We start from the raw sequence: 20702 nt of genomic DNA, 5'->3' as shown, positions 1-20702 counted from the left end.
AGTGCCGTTCGCTCAAACAGGAGTGGGGGTGCAACAGGTCGAACAGGGCGAGCGGGTCACACCTGGCCGACCACGCTCACCGTGACCGGCTCCTGCACCGGCGTCGACACCGGGGTCTCCGGCAGATCCGGCACCCGGGTAGCCCGCGCGTACACCGTCTCCCCCGCCTCGAGGTGCAGAGCTGCACTGTCACCGCGGGTGACCTGAGCCGAGAACAACTCACCGGTTGCCTCGTTGCGCAGGTCGACTCGAACCTCGAAGCCGAGGTACACGACGCGCTCGACTGTTGCGCGTGTGACGCCGAGCGACTCGGCCGTTCCGGATTCCTGCGCGAGAGCCATGCTCGGATCGCGGCCGAGACGGATGTCATGCGGACGGACCAACTGCCCGTTGAGCTTCGCGACGGATCCGAGGAAGGACATCACGAAGTCGTTGGACGGGCGGTCGTACAGGTCGGCAGGTTCACCGATCTGCTCGATCCGCCCCTTGTTCAGCACCGCGATGCGGTCGGCGACGTCGAGAGCCTCTTCCTGGTCGTGGGTGACCAGGACGGTGGTGACGTGCACCTCGTCGTGCAGGCGACGCAACCACGTGCGCAGGTCGGCACGCACCTTCGCGTCGAGCGCGCCGAAGGGCTCGTCGAGCAGGAGCACCTGTGGATCCACAGCCAGAGCGCGCGCCAACGCCATGCGCTGACGCTGACCGCCGGAGAGCTGCGCGGGGTACCGATGCTGAAACCCGTCGAGGCCGACGATCTCGAGAAGTTCGTTGACCTTCTTCTCGATCTCCGGCTTCGGGCGCTTGCGGATCTTGAGCCCGAACGCCACGTTGTCCCGCACCGTCATGTGCTTGAACGCCGCGTAGTGCTGGAACACGAAACCGATGTCACGCTTCTGCGGCGAGACGCCGGTGACGTCCTTGCCTGCGATGGTGATGGTTCCCGAATCGAGTTCTTCGAGCCCTGCGATCGAACGCAGCAACGTCGACTTTCCCGAGCCACTGGGCCCGAGCAATGCCGTCAACGAACCCGAGGGAATGTTGACCGTCACGTCGTCGAGCGCCGCGAAATCACCGTAGTTCTTGCGGGCCCCGGTCACTGTGATCATGTGGTGCTCCTCTTACGGTCCAGCAGCGTCATCAGCAACAGGACAATGATGGCGATGCCCATCAGCAGCGTTGCCGCCGAATACGCACCAAAGGTGTTGTGGTCGTCGATGTATCGCGAGTGCACCAGCAATGTCAGTGTCTGGGATACCCCCGGGAAGCCGGAAGAGACCATGATGACTGCGCCGAATTCACCGAGCGAACGCGCCACCGTCAACACGATTCCGTACGTCAGGCCCCAACGGATCGCGGGCAAGGTGATCCGCCAGAACGTCTGCCAGCCCGAGGCACCGAGCGTCGCGGCTGCTTGTTCCTGCTCGTCGCCGATCTCGTGAAGTACGGGTTCGACTTCCCGGACGACGAAGGGCAGCGTCACGAAAATCGTCGCGATCACCATGCCTGGCAACCCGAAGATGACTTTGAACCCCAACGATTCGATGCCGCCGAACCAACCGTTGGCACCCCACAGAAGAATCAACGACACACCGACGACGACGGGCGAGACCGCGAAGGGCAGGTCGACCACCGACTGCAGAACTCCGCGGCCCGGGAAACGCCCACGCACGAGTGCCAGAGCAGTGACGACGCCGAACACGACGTTGATCGGGACCACGATCGCCACGATGATCAGCGAAAGATTCAGCGCGGAGATCGCTGCCGGTGTCGTGATCGATTCGAGAAACGGGCCGATTCCGTTCTCGAACGTTCGCGTCAGGATCACACCGATCGGCACGACCAGCAACACGAACAGGTAGACGAGAGCGATGGTCCGCAGACCGATCTTCGATCCTCTGGACACGTTCATCGGGAACTCTCCTCACGTCGCTGTCCCCGCGATGCGAAGATTCGCAGGACGAACAGCGTCACGAATGCGATGGCCAGCAACGCTACCGAGACGGCAGCGGCGTTGGTCGGACGATCGATCTCGATCTGCTGCTGAATGTACTGCGACGTCATCTGTGTCACGCGTGGGATGTTGCCGCCGATCAGAACGACCGAGCCGTATTCACCGATCGCTCTGGCGAACGCGAGGCCCGCACCGGAGATGACGGCAGGCGCCAACGTCGGGAGAACAACCGAGCGAAAGATCGTCCAGTTGGAAGCTCCCAACGACGCAGCGGCTTCCTCGACTTCGCGGTCGACCTCCATCAGCACCGGCTGCACGGAACGGACCACGAACGGCAAGGTCACGAAGGCCAATGCCACGATCAGTCCGGGCTGGGTTGCATTGAGATGGATGTCGATCGGTGACTGCGGGCCGTAGAGGGACAGCAGCACGATCGATGCCACGATTGTCGGCAGTGCGAACGGCAGATCGATCATCGAGTTGACGATGCGCTTGCCCGGGAAGTCGTCCCGGACCAGCACCCACGCGATGATCGTGCCCATCACGACGTTGATCAATGCCACGATCACCGAGACCAACAACGTCACGCGCAACGACGCCAAGGCGACGGGTGCGGTGACGGCGTCCCAGAATCCGGAGATCCCCTCGTCGAACGCGGTGGCGGTCAACGCGGCGAGCGGAAGCAGAACGATCACGGAGAGCCACAGGGTGGCCACTCCGATTCCGAGCGGCCCCACACTCCCCGTGACCCGCGCGAGTTTTCGCCGACGAGCCACGGGGGTGGGGTCAATAGTGTCAGTCACGTCAGTCTTACTTGGTCGCGTTGTCGTAGATCACTGCGATCGAACCGGTGTCCTTGGTGAACAGAGCACTGTCCACGGCCTTCCAGCCGCCGAGGTCTGCAATGGTCCACAGCTTGGTCGGCTCGGGGAACTTGTCGGTGAATTTGGCAGCGACGGCGGGATCCACGGGACGGAATCCTGCTTCGGCCCAGAGCGTCTGACCCTCGGTCGTGTACAGGTAGTCCTTGAACGCGGTCGCCTTGTCGAGGACCTTGCTGTTCGAGATCACGGCAACGGGGTTCTCGATCTTGAAGGTCGTGGGCGGGGTGACGTGCTCGACCGGGTCGCCGTTGCCTTCGATGAACAGTGCCTCGTTCTCGTAACTGATCAGAACGTCACCGCTACCCTGCAGGAAGGCTTCCGAAGCCTCGCGTCCCGACTTGGGCTGGATCTTGACGTGGTCGTTGACCAAGGCGGTGACGTAGTCGAGACCCGCCTGCGGGTTCTTGCCACCGTCGCTCTTCGCGGCGTACGGCGCCAAGAGGTTCCACTTGGCCGAGCCGGAGCTGAACGGGTTCGGCGTGACGACCTCGAGGCCGGGCTGAAGCAGGTCGTCCCAGTCTTTGATGCCCTTCGGGTTGCCCGGACGCGTCACGATGGTGACTACCGATCCGAACGGAATTCCGTTGTAGGCGTCCTGGTTCCAGTTCTGATCTACCAGACCGGCATCGACCAGACGGGTGATGTCGGGCTCGACGGAGAAGTTGACGAAGTCTGCCTCGGCACCGTCCTTCACCTTGCGCGACTGGTCGCCCGAGGCGCCGTAGGAAGGATTGAAGTTGACGTTCTTGCCCTCGTCGGTCGCCTGGAAGGCTGCGGTGAGCTTGTCGAAGCCAGGCTTCGGCACGGCGTAGGCGAACAGGTTGATCGTGCCGGCGCTACCGTCGCTGGCGGCGCTGTCACCACCCACGGTGTCGCTCGAGCCACCACTGCACGCTGTGAGTACCACGGCCCCCATGGTCGCGATAGCAGTGAGAAGTGTGCGGGAACGGCGTTTCATTGCAGATACCTTCCTGAAAGGACTGACAAACGAGGGTTGGTCAAACGACAAGTCCGAGACCTCTGGGGCTGATTCCATCGGGATGTTCAGACATGGAGAGCCGACGGGCGATGAGCCCTGAATCGGGGGCGCGAGTTACGCGCAGAGAAGTTCGAGTGGGGTGCGCAGCACCACCGGAGAGGTCGAACTCAGGAAATCAACAACAGGCGACGTCAGCGACGTCGAGCATGCCGACAGCAATCAACGCCAACTGGTGGCGGATTACGGGAGCTGTTGCTTCGGACACGCGGTGGACTTTAGCAGAGCACCGGCGCCCGCTCTAATCGGGAGAACTAACGGGTGAGAAGCCACGCGACGATCACGAGGAGAATCAGGGCTATCAGGGCGAGAGTGACCCGTGAGCGGGGCATCAGCTTTCCTCTACTTCTCGAGAATTCCTACGCAACCAGCCGAAGAGCGGCAGAGCGAGAACGGCGGCCAACGCGCGATCCAGACCGATGGCCACCAGGCGGCACAGCGGAACGACGACGATCAGGACCAACGCGACCTGCGGGATGAACGGGAGCCCCGCCATCCACAGCTCGAAGCTGTCCCACCAATCCGCAATCCGATCCACGCCAACACCCTATCCTTCGGACGATACGGTCCCGACAGCGTGTGGATTGGACGTGTGCCGATTCTGGCCGGATGATGGCCGAATGAGTGCTGACGACGAAGTGGTGCAGACGATTCCTCCCGCCTCCACGGGTCACCATCGAAGCAACTTTCCCCCGATCGACGACTATGCGTTTCTTTCCGATTGCGAAACCTCGTGCCTGATTGCCCGTAACGGATCTGTCGAGTGGATGTGCGTTCCCCGCCCGGACTCCCCCAGCGTGTTCGGTGCCATCCTCGACCGCAGCGCAGGCCATTTCCGTATCGGCCCCTACGGCCAGAACGTGCCGGCCGCTCGGCGCTATCTGCCGGGTGGACTCATTCTCGAGACCACCTGGCAGACCGAGACCGGCTGGCTCGTCGTCCGCGACGCCCTGGTTCTCGGTCCCTGGCACAACGTCGACAAGCGATCGAACACGCACAAGCGCACACCGACCGACTGGGATGCCGAACACACCCTTCTCCGTACGGTCAAATGCGTCAGCGGCACCGTCGAACTCGAGATGAGCTGTGAGCCCGCGTTCGACTATCACCGTGGCACGGCGAATTGGGAGTACACCGGAAAGGTCTACGAGGAAGCAACGGCAACGTGTCGCTCCGCCAAGCCCGGAGACCATCCCACTCTGCGCTTGACCACCGACCTACGACTGGGTCTGGAAGGTCGTGAAGCACGAGCGCGGACGCGACTGGTCGAAGGCGACAACGTGTACGTCGCGCTCTCGTGGTCGGATCTTCCCGCGCCGCAGACGTTCGACGAGGCCGCCGACAAGATGTGGCAGACGTCCAAGTCCTGGCGTGAGTGGGTGACGATCGGCAAGTTCCCCGATCACCCGTGGCGCGGATACCTACAGCGCAGTGCGCTCACACTCAAGGGGCTCACCTACGCACCGACCGGAGCCCTACTCGCGGCTTCGACGACCTCGCTACCGGAAACACCAGGCGGAGAACGCAACTGGGACTATCGCTACGCGTGGGTTCGCGATTCCACCTTCGCACTGTGGGGCCTCTACACGCTCGGGTTGGACCGTGAGGCCAACGACTTCTTCAACTTCATCTACGACGTGTCGAGTTCGGACAACGGTCAGCCACATCCCTTGCAGGTGATGTACGGCATCGGCGGCGAGCGCACGCTCGAGGAATCCGAACTCAACCATCTGTCCGGCTACGACGGCGCCCGTCCGGTGCGTATCGGCAACGGGGCGTTCGATCAACAGCAGCACGACATCTGGGGCACCATGCTCGACTCGGTGTACCTCCACATCCGTACCCGCGAGCGCGTCCCCGAGGCGTTGTGGCCGCTACTCAAGAAGCAGGTCGAGGAAGCGATCAAGCACTGGCGTCAACCCGACCGCGGGATCTGGGAGGTGCGCGGTGAACCGCAGCACTTCACGTCGTCGAAGATCATGTGCTGGGTCGCTCTCGATCGCGGCGCCAAGCTGGCAGAGATGCAGGGCGAGAAGAGCTTCGCGCAGCAGTGGACCGCCATCGCCGACGACATCAAGGCCGACATCCTCGCGCACGGTGTCGACTCGCGCGGAGTTCTGACACAGCGGTACGGCCACGATTCACTCGACGCGTCGCTCTTGTTGGCACCGCTGCTGCGCTTCCTGCCGGCCGACGATCCGCGCATCCGGGCAACGGTGCTGGCGATCGCCGACGAGCTCACCGAAGAGGGGTTGGTCCTGCGCTATCGCGTCGACACCACCGACGACGGATTGAGCGGTGAAGAAGGAACGTTCACCATCTGTTCCTTCTGGTTGGTGTCCGCCCTCGTCGAGATCGGCGAACTGGATCGGGCAAAGCATCTCTGCGAGCGTCTGCTCGGGTTCGCGAGCCCGCTCAAGCTGTACGCGGAGGAGATCGACGCGCACACCGGTCGCCATCTGGGTAACTTCCCGCAGGCGTTCACACACCTGGCGCTGATCAACGCCGTGGTCCACGTGATCCGCGCCGAGGAAGCTGCCGAAGCCGGAGCTTTCCAGCCCGCGCACAACGCGACCTAGACCCCCTGCTGTGCGCCTTTATTAACCGCCCGCGGTTAATAAAGGCGCACAGCAGGTCTAGCCGGCCACCGCTTCGAGCTGCGGCGTGATCGATTCGAGCGAGTACTTCAGCGACAGCGACGACGGTTTGTTCAGGCCGGCAACAGTCGGATAGTCGACGATGGCCAATCCGCCACCCTTGACTGCAGGCAGGTCGGCAAACCCCGGCAGCTTCATCATGTCGTCGAGCGACCCGCCGTTGGGCAGCAGCACCACGACGTCGGCGCTGAGAGCGTCTATCCGTTCCGGGCTGAGTATCAGCCGGCCACCGGTCACACCGGCCTCGTCGACCAGCTTGGGCGGCAACGACATTCCCAGACGCGTGAACAGTCCCGAAGCACCGTCCTTGGGATCAGCGACGATCACCAACTGCGACGTCGGGAAGACGTACTGCGACAAAAGAGCGGTCTTACCCTTCAGCCCCGGCAACCGCTGTGCGAGCGCATCGATCTGCCCGTTTGTCGCCTCGACGATCTCGTCGGCTCGCGACTCCTTGTCGAGAACCCGGCCGAGAATCTCCACCTGGTCCTGCCACGGATCGACCTGGACGTCGGACAGACCGGCAATTGTCGGAGCGATCTTGCTCAACTGGTCGAAATCGTCCTGATCGGCGACGGAGAACCCGCCGAGAATCAGATCGGGATCCAAGGCTGCAATTTCTTCAGCTTTGAGCGGGACACCGAACTGCTGGATCGCCGAGCGATCGAGTTCCTTCGCCGACGCGTCCACGCCACTCTCCCACGGGAACAGACCACGCTCGTCGCCCATCGGGCCGGCAGCCAGGTACCCCACCGGCTGGATTCCGAGTTCGAGCAGAGCGTCGAGCCACTGGGTGTCGGCCGCGACGATGCGCGTCGGCGTCCCGGTGATCGTGGTGGCGCCGAACTTGTGGTCGATCGTGGTGACCCGACCGCCCGCGATCTCGTCGGCGTCCGAGGACGAACATCCGCTGATACCTACGACCAGCGCTCCCAAGAGAGCCACCGCCGAAAACTTCATCGCACGCACGAAAATACTCCTCCACTAGTTAGCAGAGGCTTACCTTCTCATATGGGACCCGGTTGTGTCCGACCTTGCTTTCAGGCGAAACGAGAGAGCAGACGCTCCGCATCGGCGCCGATGCGTCGAACCACGTCGCCGGCCGGATGGGTTCCGTGTACGAGTCCGACAGCTTCTCCGGCGTAGACGACTCCGCTGTGGGGATCCGACGGGTCGTACGCCTTTGCCAGCATTTCCTCATCGGCGTCGACTCCGTGCCAGGCGGCAGTGAACTCGTTGGCCACCGCGCGGCCACCCCACCGCTGCGGCCACGGTTGACTGCGCGCTCGGTCGAACACCGAGGTGTAAATCGTGTCGGCACTTCCGGCTTCGACGACGCGGTCGCGGGCATAGTCCGGCCCGACCGTCTCCGGGCTGGCGAGCAGCGCCGTTCCGATCATCACGCCTTCCCCGCCGGCTGCCAGGACTGCGGCCAAACCGCGGCCGGTCCCGATTCCGCCAGCCGCCAGTACTGGAAGTGATGTCGTTTCGAGGATCTCCTGCAGCAGCGGCAAGGTTCCGATTCGGCCCGTGTGACCGCCTGCCTCACCGCCTTGCGCGATCACGCCGTCGACACCCGCGGCCTCGACAATGCGAAGGTCTTCGAGCGTATTGATCTGTGACACAACGGGAATGCCCGCATCGTGGATTCGTCCGACATACGAGGCGGGATCACCGAACGACAAGGTGATCATGGTCGGCTCGACGGCAATCGCGGCGTCGAGCATCAACTCGTTCTCGGGCAGCGACCACGTCATCAGGCCGACGCCGAACTTTCCGCCGATCGAGCGGGCCACTTCAGCTTCGGCCTCGATCCACTCCGGTGTGTTGTACCGAGCCGCGCCGAGCAGACCCAACCCGCCGGCCGCCGATACAGCTCCGGCGAGCGCGCCGCCCGCGCGGCCACCCATGGGCGCCCCGAGAACCGGGATTTCGATTCCGAACTCTCGGGACAACCAGGTGGTGACCATGCGCTCCTACTTCTTGGGCTTCTCGCCGACCGATTCCGACGTCAGGGCCGCCACGAATGCTTCCTGCGGCACCTCGACGCGACCGATGGTCTTCATGCGCTTCTTGCCTTCCTTCTGCTTCTCGAGCAGCTTGCGCTTACGGCTGATGTCGCCGCCGTAGCACTTGGCGAGAACGTCCTTGCGGATTGCGCGAATGTTCTCGCGCGAGATGATCTTCGCGCCGATCGCGGCCTGGATCGGAACCTCGAACTGCTGGCGAGGAATCAGCTCACGAAGCTTCGACGTCATGCGTCCGCCGTAAGCGCCGGCGTTGGAACGGTGCACGATCGAGGAGAACGCGTCGACGGCCTCGCCCTGCAGCAGGATGTCGACCTTCACCAGATCGGCCTGCTGCTCACCGGCCTCCTCGTAATCGAGGCTGGCATAACCCTTGGTGCGGGACTTGAGGGCGTCGAAGAAGTCGAACATGATCTCGCCCATGGGCAGTTCGTAGCGCAGTTCGACGCGAGTCTCGGAGAGGTAGTCCATGCCGCCGAGCTCACCGCGACGGGACTGGCACAGCTCCATGATGGCGCCGACGTACTCACTCGGGGCGATGACGGTGCATTTGGCGACGGGCTCGTAGACCTCGCGAACCTTGCCTTCCGGCCAGTACGACGGGTTGGTGACGATGACCTCGGCCCCGTCCTCCATCACGACGCGGTAGACGACGTTGGGCGCGGTGGAAATCAGTTCGAGGCCGAACTCACGCTCGAGGCGGTCGCGGGTGATCTCCATGTGGAGCAGGCCGAGGAAGCCGCAGCGGAAGCCGAATCCGAGGGCAACCGACGTCTCGGGTTCATACGCCAGGGCCGCGTCGTTGAGACGGAGCTTGTCGAGGGCATCGCGCAGCACGGGGTAGTCCGAGCCGTCCATCGGGTAGAGGCCCGAGTAGACCATCGGCTTGGGATCGCGGTAGCCGACCAGCGGTTCGGTCGCGCCATTGCGGGTGGTGGTGACGGTGTCACCGACGCGCGACTGGCGGACGTCCTTCACTCCGGTGATAAGGTAGCCCACCTCGCCGACGCCCAGACCGATACTGGCCTTCGGCTCGGGCGAGATGATGCCGACCTCGAGCAGTTCGTGTGTGGTGCCCGTGGACATCATCGTGATCTTCTCGCGGGGACGGATCCGACCGTCGACCACACGCACGTAGGTGACCACGCCGCGGTAGGCGTCGTAGACGGAGTCGAAGATCATCGCGCGGGCGGGACCGTCAGCATCGCCGACAGGCGCAGGTACCTGCTTGATGACCTCGTCGAGCAGTTCCTTGACGCCCATGCCGGTCTTACCCGAGACGCGCAGGACATCACCGGGCTCGCAGCCCGTGATGTGCGCGATCTCTTCGGCATAGCGGTCGGGATCCGCGGCCGGGAGGTCGATCTTGTTGAGGACGGGAATGATCTTGAGATCCTTCTCCATCGCCAGGTAGAGGTTCGCCAGCGTCTGAGCTTCGATGCCCTGAGCAGCGTCGACCAGCAGAATTGCGCCCTCGCATGCTTCGAGCGCACGGGAGACCTCGTACGTGAAGTCGACGTGGCCGGGAGTGTCGATGAGGTGGAGGACGAACTCTTCGCCGTCGACGGTCCAGGGCAGACGAACGTTCTGAGCCTTGATGGTGATGCCGCGTTCACGCTCGATGTCCATGCGGTCCAGGTACTGCGCACGCATCGCCCGCTCTTCGACCACACCGGTGAGCTGAAGCATGCGATCTGCCAGCGTCGACTTACCGTGGTCGATGTGCGCGATGATGCAGAAGTTCCGGATCTGCGCAGGATCCGTGAACGTCTTGTCGGCGAAGCTGCTGATGGGAGACCCCTTAGTCGGACCGGCACCGGCCCGGATCCGGGCCACTGTCAACCCTCAGGATATCCAAGTCTCGGCGCCGCCGTACCAGGGGTTCCCACGGGCGGGTGATTATGCTCGAACGCTATGGCAAGCATGTGGAAGCAGATCGGCAGAACCCTCGGCGCCCTCGCGGTGGAGAAGGGCCCTGCGTTGCTGCGCCAGCTGCAGTCGTCCACGTCCCAGTCGTCTGCCTCGAAGCCGGGTCCGTCCGGCCGCCCGATCGCCGCGCGAACGTCTCCGACCGCACATCGCGCCCGCAAGGTCGAGTACTCCCCCGACCTCGACGGCAAGGCCGATCCGGGCGAAATCGTCTGGACCTGGGTTGCCTACGAGGAGGATCCGACCCAGGGCAAAGACCGCCCGGTGCTGGTTGTCGGCCGCGACGGCAACACGCTGCTCGGCCTGATGTTGTCTTCGCAGAGTAAACGCCAGGGTGAGCGCGATTGGCTCGCAATCGGTTCGGGTCCATGGGACGGAGAGGGAAGGCCCAGCTGGGTCCGGCTCGACCGGGTGCTCGACGTTCCCGAGAGCGGGATCCGGCGCGAGGGCGCCGTCATGGATCACAAGAAGTTCGACGCGGTCGCGGCAAAACTTCGGGCCGACTTCAGCTGGAGCTGAAGCCGACCCGGACGATGGAAACAGTGTCGATCAGCTGTCCATACGGTTGAACCGTCCGAAGAGTGCTCGATAGATGAGTGCACCGAGCGCACCGCCGATGAGCGGGAACACGATGAACAACCACACCTGACCGAGTGCACCGTCCTGGAACGGTGCGACAGCGAGGCTTCGAGCGGGGTTGACGGAGGTGTTGTCGATCGGGATCGAGATCAGGTGAATGACGGCCAGGGTGAAGCCGATGGACACCCCGGCGAGCGGCACGTCGGAGATCTGGTCGGTCGACGCGAGAACGACGAATACCAGCAGTGCTGTCAGCAGGATCTCGATGATCATGGCGGCACCGATGCCGTAGCCGTCGGAAACCACGTTTCCGAGAAGATTCTTCTCGGCAGACGGACTGTGTGCGCCCCAACCGTTTGCACCCAAACCGTCAGCAGCACGGTTGTACGCCGGGAGACTGTTGGCCACCGTGTAGATCACGACGCCTGCGACCAAGCCGCCGATCACTTGCGCGACAACGTAAATCGCCGCATTGACGGCTGAGATTCGCCCGATCACGAATTGGCCGAGAGTCACTGCTGGGTTGACGTGGCAACCGGAAATCGGTCCGATCGCATATACGAGGAACAGCAGGGTCAGGCCGAATGCGAAGGCAACTCCGAGATTGCCGACTTTCGCACCTGCAAAGACGGCAGTTCCGACTGCGGAGAACACGAGCACGAATGTTCCCACCGCTTCGGCCGCATACTTCTTCACATCCGAGATCGGTTCGATCTCAGTCAATTCCTGTGCAGTTGGAGACATATTCCCACCTTCTTCTCATCGAACGGTAGTAATGCTCACGCGCCTAGATTTGCCGGACTTTACGCAAGCCTGGTGATCTCCACAACAACTTCGAGATCTGTGGAGCGTCCACCGGAAAAGATTCCCTTCAAAGGCGGCACATCCGAATAGTCCCTTCCTATTCCGACCGAGACATGCTGTTCATTCACAGCTATCGCATTGGTCGGGTCGTATCCCCACCACGCGCCGGTCCACGCCTCGATCCACGCGTGCGATTCGCCGACCACCGTGTCCCCGACTGCCGCATCACGTTTGGGGTGGAGATAGCCGGAAACGTATCGACACGGTATCCCCATCGTTCGAAGCAATACCAAGGTCAGATGCGCATAGTCCTGGCAGACGCCTTTCCGTGCCGACCACGCCTCGACCGCCGACGTATGCACTCCGGTCGTACCCGGCACATATGACATTTCGCCGTAAACCCATTGCGACGCAGCCACTACTGCATCTTCAGGTGATTTATCTTTGCGCAATTCCTTGGCAATTGTCGCCAGCTTACGATCACGCGGAACATATCTCGTGAAACTCAGTTGTTCGTTGAATCGATCTTTAATCGCGTTTCCCGACAATTCATCCCAGTCGACGGTTTCCTCGGGCTGAACGAACGGTTCCGTCTCCACCACCGACAGTCCGGTCACTTCGAGTTCCGTATGCGGGGCGTGCAAGTCGAAGGCGGTCACCGCGGTGCCCCAGTAATCGGTGTATCGGTAGGAACGCGTTGCCGGCTGGGTTTCGACGCGCGTGAGTATCACCGTCTGCCTGGTGTCGCCGCGAGGTGTCAATCGCGCTTCGTTGTACGACGACGTCACCGGGGCGTCGTACGCATATCCCGTGGTGTGCACGACCCTCATCCGCCAGCTCACAGCTCTCCCTCCACCGTCGACTCCGCATACGCGGCGCCGGCATCCGTCCACGCGACCCACGGCGCAGCGTGGAAGTACTGCAATGCAATTGCCTCACCCAGTTCGCGGCAGGTCTCCTGCCAACCGAGCAACCGTCCCTGCAGATCCTCGAGCAACACGCCCTGCGGCAGGAACTCGAGTTCGCTGCGTGCGCGGCCCAGAAGCCGCGGCGCCTCCGCCCGGATTCCGACGCGACTGCCCGGCTGCGGGTCGAGCTCCTGCAGGCACTTCTCGGCCTGCCTGATCGAGTGGAACACCGAGCGCGGAAAGAGCCTGTCCAACAAGATGAACTCGACGACGCGATTGGCGTCGAGTGCTCCGCGATACGTACGCAGATACGTGTCATGTGCGCCCGCCGAGCGAAGAACGCTGACCCATGCCGGCGACGACGGGCGGTCACCGGCGCGCGCCAGAAGCATCCGCACGATCATGTCGACACGTTCGATCGACCTGCCCAGCAGAAGGAACCGATAGCCGTCGTCGCGACTGAGCGTGGAATCCGCCAGGCCCGCGAACATCGCTGCGCGTTCCTCCACATAGCGGAAGAACTCGTGTGGCCCCAGCCTGCGTGAGGCACGTTCACGCTCGGCCAGTCCGTTGTACGTGGTGTTCAGGCACTCCCACATCTCACTCGACGTGACCTCACGCGCCCCGCGAGCATTCTCACGAGCACTTGCCAGCGAGTCCACGATCGAACCAACCTGGTTGCGGCTGAACGCAACCAGATCGGTGAGCGAGCGCACGTCGAGCTTGCCCTCCGGCGCCTCGATGCCGAGGACACGCAGGAGCAGACGCGACGTGCGGTCCGGGTCGACGGTGGCGTCGTCGAGCAATTGATGGACGGCGACGTCGAGGATCCGAGCAGTGTCGTCGGCGCGCTCGACGTAGCGGCCGATCCAGTAGAGGGACTCTGCGTTGCGAGCAAGCATCGGTCACCACGCTCCGTTCACTGATAGTTCTTGGTAGCTGGGCACTTCCGAGGTGTTCACTGTTGCTGCTGCTGTTGTTGCTGCGAGGTACTCAGTTCGGGACCCTGCACCGGCTCCGCGGATTCCGGGGGCTCGGACACCAGTTCCTCGCCTGACAACTCTGGGTCTTCGTCAGAGGTGCGACTCGCAAGCACCCACGTGTCCTTGCTTCCGCCGCCCTGGCTGGAGTTGACCACCAGCGAACCTTCCGGAAGTGCCACCCGGGTCAGGCCGCCGGGCAACACCCACACGTCCTCACCGTCGTTGACGGCAAAGGGCCGCAAGTCCACGTGGCGCGGCGAGAGAACATCGTCGATCTTGGTCGGCACCGTGGACAACTGCACGAGTGGCTGCGCAATCCACCCGCGCGGGTCTGCCTTGATCTTGCGGGTGATCGCGGCCAGTTCCTTGGGGCTCGCGTCGGGTCCGAAGACGATTCCGTAGCCGCCGGACCCTTCCACCGGCTTGATCACCAGTTCGGCGACGCGGTCGAGGACTTGCTCGCACTCCTCGTCCAACCAACAGCGGAACGTGTCGACGTTCTGCAAGAGCGGCTTCTCACCGAGGTAGTAGTCGATGATCTGCGGAACGTAGGTATAGACGAGTTTGTCGTCACCGACTCCGTTGCCGACGGCGCTCGAGATCACCACGTTGCCCGCCCGCGCCGCATTCAGTAGGCCTGCGACGCCGAGAATCGAATCCGGACGGAAGTGCATCGGGTCGAGATACTCGTCGTCGATGCGGCGATAGATTACGTCGACCTGGCGCTCGCCTTCCGTCGTGCGCATATACACCATGTTGTCGCGGCAGAACAGGTCGCGACCTTCGACGAGTTCCACACCCATCTGACGAGCGAGCAACGAATGCTCGAAATAGGCGGAATTGGCGATACCCGGTGTGAGAACAACCACTGTCGGGTCCGCTTCGTTGAGTGCAGCACCCGCACGCAGCGCCCTCAGCAGATGTGTTGCGTAATCACCGACCGCCCGCACCTTGTGGGACATGAACAGATCCGGGAACACCCGAGTCATGGTGCGACGGTTTTCCATCACATAGGAGACACCGGACGGAGATCGCAGATTGTCCTCGAGAACTCGGAACTCTCCCGCCTCGTCTCGGACCAGGTCGATACCCGCGACGTGAATTCGCACACCGTTGGGCGGCACGATGCCTGCCGCTTCACGGTGGAAGTGCTCACACGAGGTGACCAGGCGGCGCGGCAACACGTGATCGCGCAGGATTCGCTGCTCTCCGTAAATGTCCGCGAGAAACAACTCGAGCGCCTTCACCCGCTGTTTGATGCCCTTTTCCAGCCGCGACCACTCCTGGGCGGCGATGACGCGTGGCACCAGATCCAACGGGAAGGGTCGTTCCTGCCCGGACAGCGAAAACGTCACACCTTGGTCGATGAATGCGCGTCCGAGTGCGTCGGCACGCGCGGCGAGGTCGGCGCTGCTCGTCGGCGCCAGGGCTTTGTACACACCCTTGTACGGACCACGCACCGAGCCGTCGGGCTCGAACATCTCGTCGAAAGCCAACTCGTAGCGACCGATGTCTGAATATCCGTCGAACACTGCGGCAGGACGCGCTCGGGTGGTGGTCGAACCTGTTTTACTCGAACTTTTCGAAGGCGGCGGCGTCATAGGGCAACATGCTGCTACAAGTGGGGCTATTCGGCAGCGCGGCGAGAAATCGGGCGCTCGGTGTACCCTTCTCGACAGACGCAACGTGCGACGGTTTGGGTTCTTGGGCCCTCGGCTGGTAATCTTGCCAGTCGGTGCATCAGTGCGCCCACAGCTTTCTCGACCGTAACCAGCTAAAGACGACAAGGATTTTACGCGTGGCCAACATCAAGTCCCAGGTGAAGCGAATCCGTACCAACGAGGCGGCCCGACTCCGTAACCAGTCGGTGAAGTCCTCGCTGCGTACCGCGATCCGTTCATTCCGCGAGGCTGCGGCAGCCGGTGACAAGGACAAGGCCAACGAGCTCCTCGTCTCCACCAGCCGCAAGCTCGACAAGGCAGCCAGCAAGGGCGTCATTCACGCCAACCAGGCTGCCAACAAGAAGTCTGCACTCTCGCAGGCTGCCAACAAGCTCTGACGTTTCCACTGTGACGGTTCGCCGTCACACTGGTTCGTCTCGATAGCCGCCAGGTCGAAAGACCAGGCGGCTATTTTGCGTATTCAATCGGGTCAGTGCGAAGACCCGCCATCCATGTCTTGCAGCGAATATGTGGAGCGGGCTGCAACCATCTGATGATGGCGATCAACGGGCACGGGAAGCGCCCTCGCAGCTGGTTGTTCACGACTGTCTTCTGGGCGGTCGTCGCTTTCGGCGTAGTGGCCGCCCTGGGAATCCCTCGTTGGTGGGAATCATTGACGGTTGCAGTCGTCGGAGGTGCCGCAAGCTACGGATGGTGTAAGCGCAGGCAACGTAGCGAATTCCGGATCTTCTTCGGCGTGATGTGTTCACTCGTTGCGATTCTGGCGTTTCTCGCCGTTGGACGAGCGGTACTCACCACCGTGAAGGTGCCGGTGGACAGCATCGGCCAAGAAACCATTGCCTGCGGCAGTGTGGTGAATCCGGTGTCGCACGACTCACTACGGGTGACCGACATCAGAACAGGTGAACCAACGACACGGCCTCAGGCCATTCCGCATACTCAGTTGGAGCAAGCCTGCGTGAAACGCCTCGACTACCGGGCGGGCGAGGCCACGGCCGCCACTGTCGTCGGACTACTTCTGGCCGGACGCGCAGTAGGCCACGTTGTACTCAGTTCTTCCGCAACGCGCACACTTTCCGCACTGCCATCTCCAGGGCGAAGGACGAGTCGACTGCGGCACCCTTCACGTCGGCATTGAGGGCGGCGACGATCTGCATCGCAGCGCCGATCGACGTGGGATCCCAGCCGCCGACCTCCTTGATCGCCTTCTTGACCTTCCACGGCGGCATTCCGAGATCCGACGCCAACCGGAACGGGTCACCGCCCCGTGCAAACGGGCCGACCTTCGCGATGGTGTGGACTGCGTCGGCGAGGGCATCCGCGAGCAGAACATGGGCTGTTCCGATCTGATCTGCCCATCGGAGCGCCTCGAGCGCACCCCGGGTATCGCCGACGATGACTTTGTCGGCCACGTCGAATCCGGAAACCTCGGCCTTGCCCGAGTAATACTTGTGGACTGCAGCCACGTCGATCTTGCCGCCCGTATCTGCCGCCAATTGCGAGCAGGCCGACGCGAGTTCGCGGAGGTTGGAGCCGACGCTTTCGATCATCGCGGCGATCGCATCTGGCGCAACCCTGACGTCTGCGGTCCGAAACTCACCCCGGACGAAGTCGACAAGCTGACTCTTGTTCAGTTTTCCGCAGTTGTGAACCGTCGCGCCGAGCTTCTCGAGGGCCGGCGCCAACGCTTTCGCGCGACCGCCGCCCGAGTGCACGACGATCAGAACCACACCTTCTGCCGGCTCGCGTGCAGCCTCCAGGACAAGCGCTACGGCATCTTTGCCTGCTTCTGCAGCCGATTCCAAGACGATCACACGGTCTTCGGCAAAAAGAGAAGGGCTGAGCAACTCGGCCAACTCGGGAGCATTGGTGTCGCCCGCGCGCATCTTGGTCACCGGGAGATCCGAAATACCCTGGCCGCGGTCACCGCGGACGGCTCTGATGAGCTGCGATACCGTGCGGTCGATCAGGAACTCGTCGTCCCCGAGAACAAGATGCAGCGGATCGACTCCAGACGGATTACTCACCCGAAGATGGTCCCACGAGGAACCGACACGATCGACACAGACCCGCCGCCCCCGCCGTACACAGCGACGGTGCCGTCGACGTCGGTCCGAACCACCGCCCCGCCCAATGAATCCAGTTCATCGAGAACCTCCGCATTCGGGTGCCCGAAACTGTTGCCGACGCCGACGCTGATCATCGTCAACCTCGGACGCACCGCTTCCAGAAATGCCGACGACGTGGTCCGAGAACCGTGATGGGGCAGCTTCAACACATCGGCCTTCACGTCCGCTCCCGATCGGAGGATCGCCTCCTCCCCCGCAACTTCGGCGTCGCCCGTCAACAGAATTCGACCCGCGCCCGTGTGCGCCATCACCACCAGCGACTGATCGTTCGCGGCGTCCGCGCCGTCCCCCGCATCGCGGGGAGCCGGAAGCAACGGACCGAGAACCTCCACGTTCACCGATCCCAGCGTCAACTCCATACCTGCGAGCAACGAGACAACCGGAACGGCCTGCGAGTCGGCGGCATCCTTCACCGCTCGAAAACCTGACTCCGGCAACAACATCGACCCGACTCCGACCGCAGCGACCGAACGCCCACTCAGGACTGCTTCCAATCCACCGATGTGATCGGCATGAAAATGACTGATCATCAGCAACGCGATGTCGTTGACGTCCAACATGTTCAGGCAACGATCCATCGACGTGGGATCAGGACCGACATCGATCACGATCACCCTGCCGTCTCCAGTCGAGAGCACAAGACCGTCCCCCTGGCCGACGTCGCACATCACCAGTGCCCACCCCGGAGCAATACGGCCACCCCCGAACACGTGCTGAAAGATCAGGGCCAGAACAACTCCCAGAACGAGAACGCCGAGCACCCATCTCGAAATCCGATTCCACAGCGTCAGGGTCGTCGCCAGTAGGACTCCCACGACGACGAGGGCACCGATGAGTCCTGACGGCACTACCACCGACGCTCCGGGAAGCGCCGCCGCCCGCTCGGACACGCACAGCAGCCACCCCATCGGCGGCCGCACCAATGGCGCGACGAACACCGCGATCGGTGGACAGATCAGCGCACACAAGGCAATCACCGCACCGAACACCGTGATGATTCCGATCACCGGCGCCACCGCCATGTTCGCGGCAATCGTGACCACGCTGAAGGTTCCCGCCATGGCGCCCACCAACGGTGCAGTCACGACAAACGCAGCACCCGAGACAGCTGTCATCTCCGAAAACCAACGGGGCCAGCCTCTTCGGCGAAGCACGTCCACCCACACCGGAGCAATGATCACCAGCGCGCCCGTCGCAGTAGTCGACAGCGCAAATCCCCAGTCGACGGCCAGCTCGGGCCTCACGACTACCAGAACGATGACGGCGGCGGCAAGCGCAGGCAGCGCCTGTTTGCGCCGACCAGTGACCAGACTGAGCAGGCCTACCAAGCCCATCACCGACGCGCGTAGAACACTCGGCGACGGCCTCGCGACGACAACAAAGGCAACGAGGGCTACCACCGCCAAAGCGGCGCCGACCCGTGGACTGAGCGCCGCGGCTCTGACCAACAGCAGAACGGCCCCGAGCAGAATGCTGATGTTGGCGCCGGACACCGCGGTGAGATGGGAAAGTCCGGCAACGGTGAAGTTGTCCTTCACCACCGGCGACAGCGCCGACGTGTCTCCGACGACGAGGCCAGGCAGCAGACCCGCCTGATCCGGCGGGAGTGCAGCCGAGCACGCAGCCGCGAAACGAATGCGCACCACACTTGCCCATCGCTGATACCAGGGCACTTCTCCCACCGCGACGGGAGGCCCTTCGGACGTGATCACGGCGAGCGTGGAATCGCTACGCCATGGCTGACTCGCCCGGCCACGAACCGTGAGGCTCTGCCCTGGAACAACTTCGAGCCACGACGAACTGGGCGCCCGGATGGTGACCAAGCCGCCTCCGGAGTACCTGCGGTTCTGGGCAGTCACCGAATTGACGGTTGCCCTGAAGACGACCTGACCTTGACCCACCGCGCCGGAGACCGCGTGCGGATCCTCCGAGGGTTCCACTTCGACACTCACCCAAGCTCCCTCGAGAGAGGCTCGGGTCAGTGGGTGCCTCTCCGCCTCGGACGCCCGCCACCCGCCGACGGCACTACACCCGGCACCGAACAGCAATGCAACCAACATGATTCGTACCCACCCCGCTGATGTCCGGCGCACAACCACGTAAGTGAGGAGTGCCGCTGGAACCGCACACGCCACCGCCAGTACCCACGCGGCGACCGGGCCGAACAGGATCCCCACCGCACTGCTCCCCCACACCGCGACCGCCGACAGAAGCAGTCGAGCGTCGAGGACCGGCGAGGCTTCCGGTTCGTTCACACCGACACCAGCACTCGCAATTTGGCCAACCTTGCCGGGCCGATCCCGTCGACTTCCCCCAATTGTTCTATGTCCGTGAATTTTCCGTTGGATGTGCGCCAGGAGATGATCGCCGCAGCCGTTACCGGCCCTACCCCGGGAAGCTCGTCCAGTTCGGCCTCGGTGGCGGTATTGAGGTTCACCAGCCCAGCCCCGCCGGATTCCCCTGTAGCTGCGGGGCTGGTCCCTCCTGCAGTGGTACTCGAAGAAACACCACCGGACTGATCGGCCGCACCAACCACGATCTGATCGCCGTCGACAAGTTTCTGAGCCAGATTCAGGCCCACCGTCTCCGCTCCGTCGAGCACGCCACCTGCCGCAGCAAGCGCGTCGGCGATGCGCGAGCCCGAATGAAGATTGACAAGCCCAGGCGTGCGCACGAGCCCGACGACACTGACCACCACAGCCTCGAGCGGCTGCTCTGCCACGACGCCGGTCGGTACAGGACTGGCTGATTCACCATCGCCGGCAGTCACATTCTTCTCCGTGACATTCTGGGGCGAGGGCAACGGTGGGACCGCCTGCAGGCTCGGAGAATCCCACCACACGGCGAACAAGCCGATTCCCGTGGCCAGAACTGCAACGATCGCCAACACCCAGGTCGCCGACCGACTCGGGCGCCAACGTGTACCGCGCCAATGTTCGGGCAATCGGTCGAACCGTGACGAGTCGGGCTGAGCGTCGTAGTCGTCCTCGTCGAAGTCCCGAAGCCACTCGGGGGACCTCTCGAAAGACCCTGAATCCTCGAATTCGTCGATGTCCTCGTGTCGCCGCCGGTAGTTGCCGTCCATCGCCGCGAGGCGATCACGCGCCCGCTCGCGCTCCTCGCTGATCCTCAT

At 63.1% G+C, this 20702-nt stretch carries 19 protein-coding genes; 3 read left to right on the top strand and 16 right to left on the bottom strand.

All coding sequences use genetic code 11. The annotated features are described in order from the left end of the window. Positions 1-56: 56 nt before the first annotated feature. The 6 genes from GN300_RS27210 to GN300_RS27190 all read right to left on the bottom strand — a co-directional run bounded on the left by GN300_RS27210 (position 57) and on the right by GN300_RS27190 (position 4409). Complete coding sequence (locus tag GN300_RS27210; RefSeq protein WP_063316225.1) at positions 57-1106, bottom strand: sulfate/molybdate ABC transporter ATP-binding protein; 1050 nt, start codon at positions 1104-1106, stop codon at positions 57-59. Then, positions 1103-1909, bottom strand: a complete 807-nt coding sequence (gene cysW, locus GN300_RS27205) for a sulfate ABC transporter permease subunit CysW (protein WP_003944503.1) — start codon at positions 1907-1909, stop codon at positions 1103-1105. The genes GN300_RS27210 and cysW overlap by 4 nt, the downstream gene beginning before the upstream one ends. Beyond that, entirely contained in the window at positions 1906-2754 is an 849-nt protein-coding gene (cysT, locus tag GN300_RS27200; protein WP_030536617.1) for a sulfate ABC transporter permease subunit CysT, read from the bottom strand. The genes cysW and cysT overlap by 4 nt, the downstream gene beginning before the upstream one ends. 7 nt (positions 2755-2761) lie before the next feature. Next, positions 2762-3793, bottom strand: coding sequence for a sulfate ABC transporter substrate-binding protein (locus tag GN300_RS27195; protein WP_003944569.1), 1032 nt, complete (start codon positions 3791-3793; stop codon positions 2762-2764). Positions 3794-3989: 196 nt separating this feature from the next. Beyond that, the gene (locus tag GN300_RS30030; RefSeq protein WP_309599318.1) at positions 3990-4079 is read right to left on the bottom strand and encodes an Ms4533A family Cys-rich leader peptide; all 90 of its coding nucleotides are present in this window, start codon (positions 4077-4079) and stop codon (positions 3990-3992) included. A gap of 123 nt (positions 4080-4202) precedes the next feature. Then, a complete protein-coding gene (locus GN300_RS27190) occupies positions 4203-4409 on the bottom strand; it encodes a hypothetical protein (RefSeq protein WP_003944489.1) in 207 nt (68 codons plus the stop codon). An 82-nt stretch (positions 4410-4491) separates the two neighbouring features. Here GN300_RS27190 and GN300_RS27185 point away from each other — a divergent pair, with 82 nt between their 5' ends. Beyond that, positions 4492-6450, top strand: coding sequence for a glycoside hydrolase family 15 protein (locus tag GN300_RS27185; protein ID WP_063316226.1), 1959 nt, complete (start codon positions 4492-4494; stop codon positions 6448-6450). A gap of 57 nt (positions 6451-6507) precedes the next feature. Here the strand turns inward: GN300_RS27185 and GN300_RS27180 are convergent, their stop codons facing one another. From GN300_RS27180 to lepA, 3 genes are all read right to left on the bottom strand, one after another. Next, positions 6508-7488 (bottom strand): ABC transporter substrate-binding protein, encoded by a 981-nt coding sequence (locus GN300_RS27180; protein ID WP_233405725.1) that lies wholly within the window; start codon positions 7486-7488, stop codon positions 6508-6510. An 80-nt stretch (positions 7489-7568) separates the two neighbouring features. Continuing rightward, positions 7569-8498 carry a nitronate monooxygenase family protein gene (locus GN300_RS27175; protein ID WP_030536619.1) on the bottom strand — a complete coding sequence of 310 codons (930 nt, stop codon included), beginning with the start codon at positions 8496-8498 and terminating at the stop codon, positions 7569-7571. 6 nt (positions 8499-8504) lie between these two features. Continuing rightward, a complete protein-coding gene (gene lepA, locus GN300_RS27170; RefSeq protein WP_003944564.1) occupies positions 8505-10397 on the bottom strand; it encodes a translation elongation factor 4 in 1893 nt (630 codons plus the stop codon). Between the two features lie 72 nt (positions 10398-10469). On the opposite strand from lepA, the gene GN300_RS27165 reads away from it, so the two are divergent. After that, on the top strand, positions 10470-11003 hold the full coding sequence (locus tag GN300_RS27165; RefSeq protein WP_063316228.1) for a type II toxin-antitoxin system PemK/MazF family toxin: 534 nt from the start codon (positions 10470-10472) through the stop codon (positions 11001-11003). Between the two features lie 30 nt (positions 11004-11033). Here the strand turns inward: GN300_RS27165 and GN300_RS27160 are convergent, their stop codons facing one another. Genes GN300_RS27160 through GN300_RS27145 form a run of 4 tightly spaced genes read right to left on the bottom strand, consistent with a single transcriptional unit; the run spans position 11034 to position 15359 of the window. Then, positions 11034-11807: an aquaporin gene (locus GN300_RS27160; RefSeq protein WP_003944482.1), complete on the bottom strand. Its 774-nt coding sequence runs from the start codon at positions 11805-11807 to the stop codon at positions 11034-11036. Between the two features lie 59 nt (positions 11808-11866). Further along, positions 11867-12697 carry a transglutaminase family protein gene (locus GN300_RS27155; protein WP_007731033.1) on the bottom strand — a complete coding sequence of 277 codons (831 nt, stop codon included), beginning with the start codon at positions 12695-12697 and terminating at the stop codon, positions 11867-11869. Between the two features lie 8 nt (positions 12698-12705). Then, positions 12706-13677 (bottom strand): alpha-E domain-containing protein, encoded by a 972-nt coding sequence (locus tag GN300_RS27150; RefSeq protein ID WP_003944483.1) that lies wholly within the window; start codon positions 13675-13677, stop codon positions 12706-12708. Positions 13678-13733: 56 nt separating this feature from the next. Continuing rightward, on the bottom strand, positions 13734-15359 hold the full coding sequence (locus tag GN300_RS27145; RefSeq protein ID WP_003944471.1) for a circularly permuted type 2 ATP-grasp protein: 1626 nt from the start codon (positions 15357-15359) through the stop codon (positions 13734-13736). 197 nt (positions 15360-15556) lie between these two features. On the opposite strand from GN300_RS27145, the gene rpsT reads away from it, so the two are divergent. Beyond that, complete coding sequence (gene rpsT / locus GN300_RS27140) at positions 15557-15817, top strand: 30S ribosomal protein S20 (protein WP_003944567.1); 261 nt, start codon at positions 15557-15559, stop codon at positions 15815-15817. A gap of 672 nt (positions 15818-16489) precedes the next feature. Here the strand turns inward: rpsT and holA are convergent. The 3 genes from holA to GN300_RS27125 are packed head-to-tail and all read right to left on the bottom strand — an operon-like array spanning position 16490 to position 20702. Next, positions 16490-17467: a DNA polymerase III subunit delta gene (holA, locus tag GN300_RS27135; protein ID WP_063316229.1), complete on the bottom strand. Its 978-nt coding sequence runs from the start codon at positions 17465-17467 to the stop codon at positions 16490-16492. Continuing rightward, positions 17464-19824: a ComEC/Rec2 family competence protein gene (locus GN300_RS27130; protein ID WP_007731029.1), complete on the bottom strand. Its 2361-nt coding sequence runs from the start codon at positions 19822-19824 to the stop codon at positions 17464-17466. The genes holA and GN300_RS27130 overlap by 4 nt, the downstream gene beginning before the upstream one ends. Further along, complete coding sequence (locus GN300_RS27125; RefSeq protein WP_063316230.1) at positions 19821-20702, bottom strand: helix-hairpin-helix domain-containing protein; 882 nt, start codon at positions 20700-20702, stop codon at positions 19821-19823. The genes GN300_RS27130 and GN300_RS27125 overlap by 4 nt, the downstream gene beginning before the upstream one ends.

The organism is Rhodococcus sp. Ni2 (assembly GCF_021352185.1).
In the GTDB taxonomy this organism is placed as follows: Bacteria; Actinomycetota; Actinomycetes; order Mycobacteriales; family Mycobacteriaceae; genus Rhodococcus_F; species Rhodococcus_F qingshengii.
This window is presented reverse-complemented; position numbering and strand designations above follow the sequence as displayed.

What these genes read in the sequence shown, in the direction of transcription:
- GN300_RS27210 (WP_063316225.1), bottom strand. Translation starts at nt 1,106, where the DNA reads ATGATCACAGTGACCGGGGCCCGCAAGAACTACGGTGATTTCGCGGCG.
- cysW (WP_003944503.1), bottom strand. Translation starts at nt 1,909, where the DNA reads ATGAACGTGTCCAGAGGATCGAAGATCGGTCTGCGGACCATCGCTCTC.
- GN300_RS27195 (WP_003944569.1), bottom strand. Translation starts at nt 3,793, where the DNA reads ATGAAACGCCGTTCCCGCACACTTCTCACTGCTATCGCGACCATGGGG.
- GN300_RS27185 (WP_063316226.1), top strand. Translation starts at nt 4,492, where the DNA reads ATGAGTGCTGACGACGAAGTGGTGCAGACGATTCCTCCCGCCTCCACG.
- GN300_RS27180 (WP_233405725.1), bottom strand. Translation starts at nt 7,488, where the DNA reads ATGAAGTTTTCGGCGGTGGCTCTCTTGGGAGCGCTGGTCGTAGGTATC.
- GN300_RS27175 (WP_030536619.1), bottom strand. Translation starts at nt 8,498, where the DNA reads ATGGTCACCACCTGGTTGTCCCGAGAGTTCGGAATCGAAATCCCGGTT.
- GN300_RS27165 (WP_063316228.1), top strand. Translation starts at nt 10,470, where the DNA reads ATGGCAAGCATGTGGAAGCAGATCGGCAGAACCCTCGGCGCCCTCGCG.
- GN300_RS27160 (WP_003944482.1), bottom strand. Translation starts at nt 11,807, where the DNA reads ATGTCTCCAACTGCACAGGAATTGACTGAGATCGAACCGATCTCGGAT.
- GN300_RS27155 (WP_007731033.1), bottom strand. Translation starts at nt 12,697, where the DNA reads ATGAGGGTCGTGCACACCACGGGATATGCGTACGACGCCCCGGTGACG.
- GN300_RS27150 (WP_003944483.1), bottom strand. Translation starts at nt 13,677, where the DNA reads ATGCTTGCTCGCAACGCAGAGTCCCTCTACTGGATCGGCCGCTACGTC.
- GN300_RS27145 (WP_003944471.1), bottom strand. Translation starts at nt 15,359, where the DNA reads ATGACGCCGCCGCCTTCGAAAAGTTCGAGTAAAACAGGTTCGACCACC.
- GN300_RS27125 (WP_063316230.1), bottom strand. Translation starts at nt 20,702, where the DNA reads ATGAGGATCAGCGAGGAGCGCGAGCGGGCGCGTGATCGCCTCGCGGCG.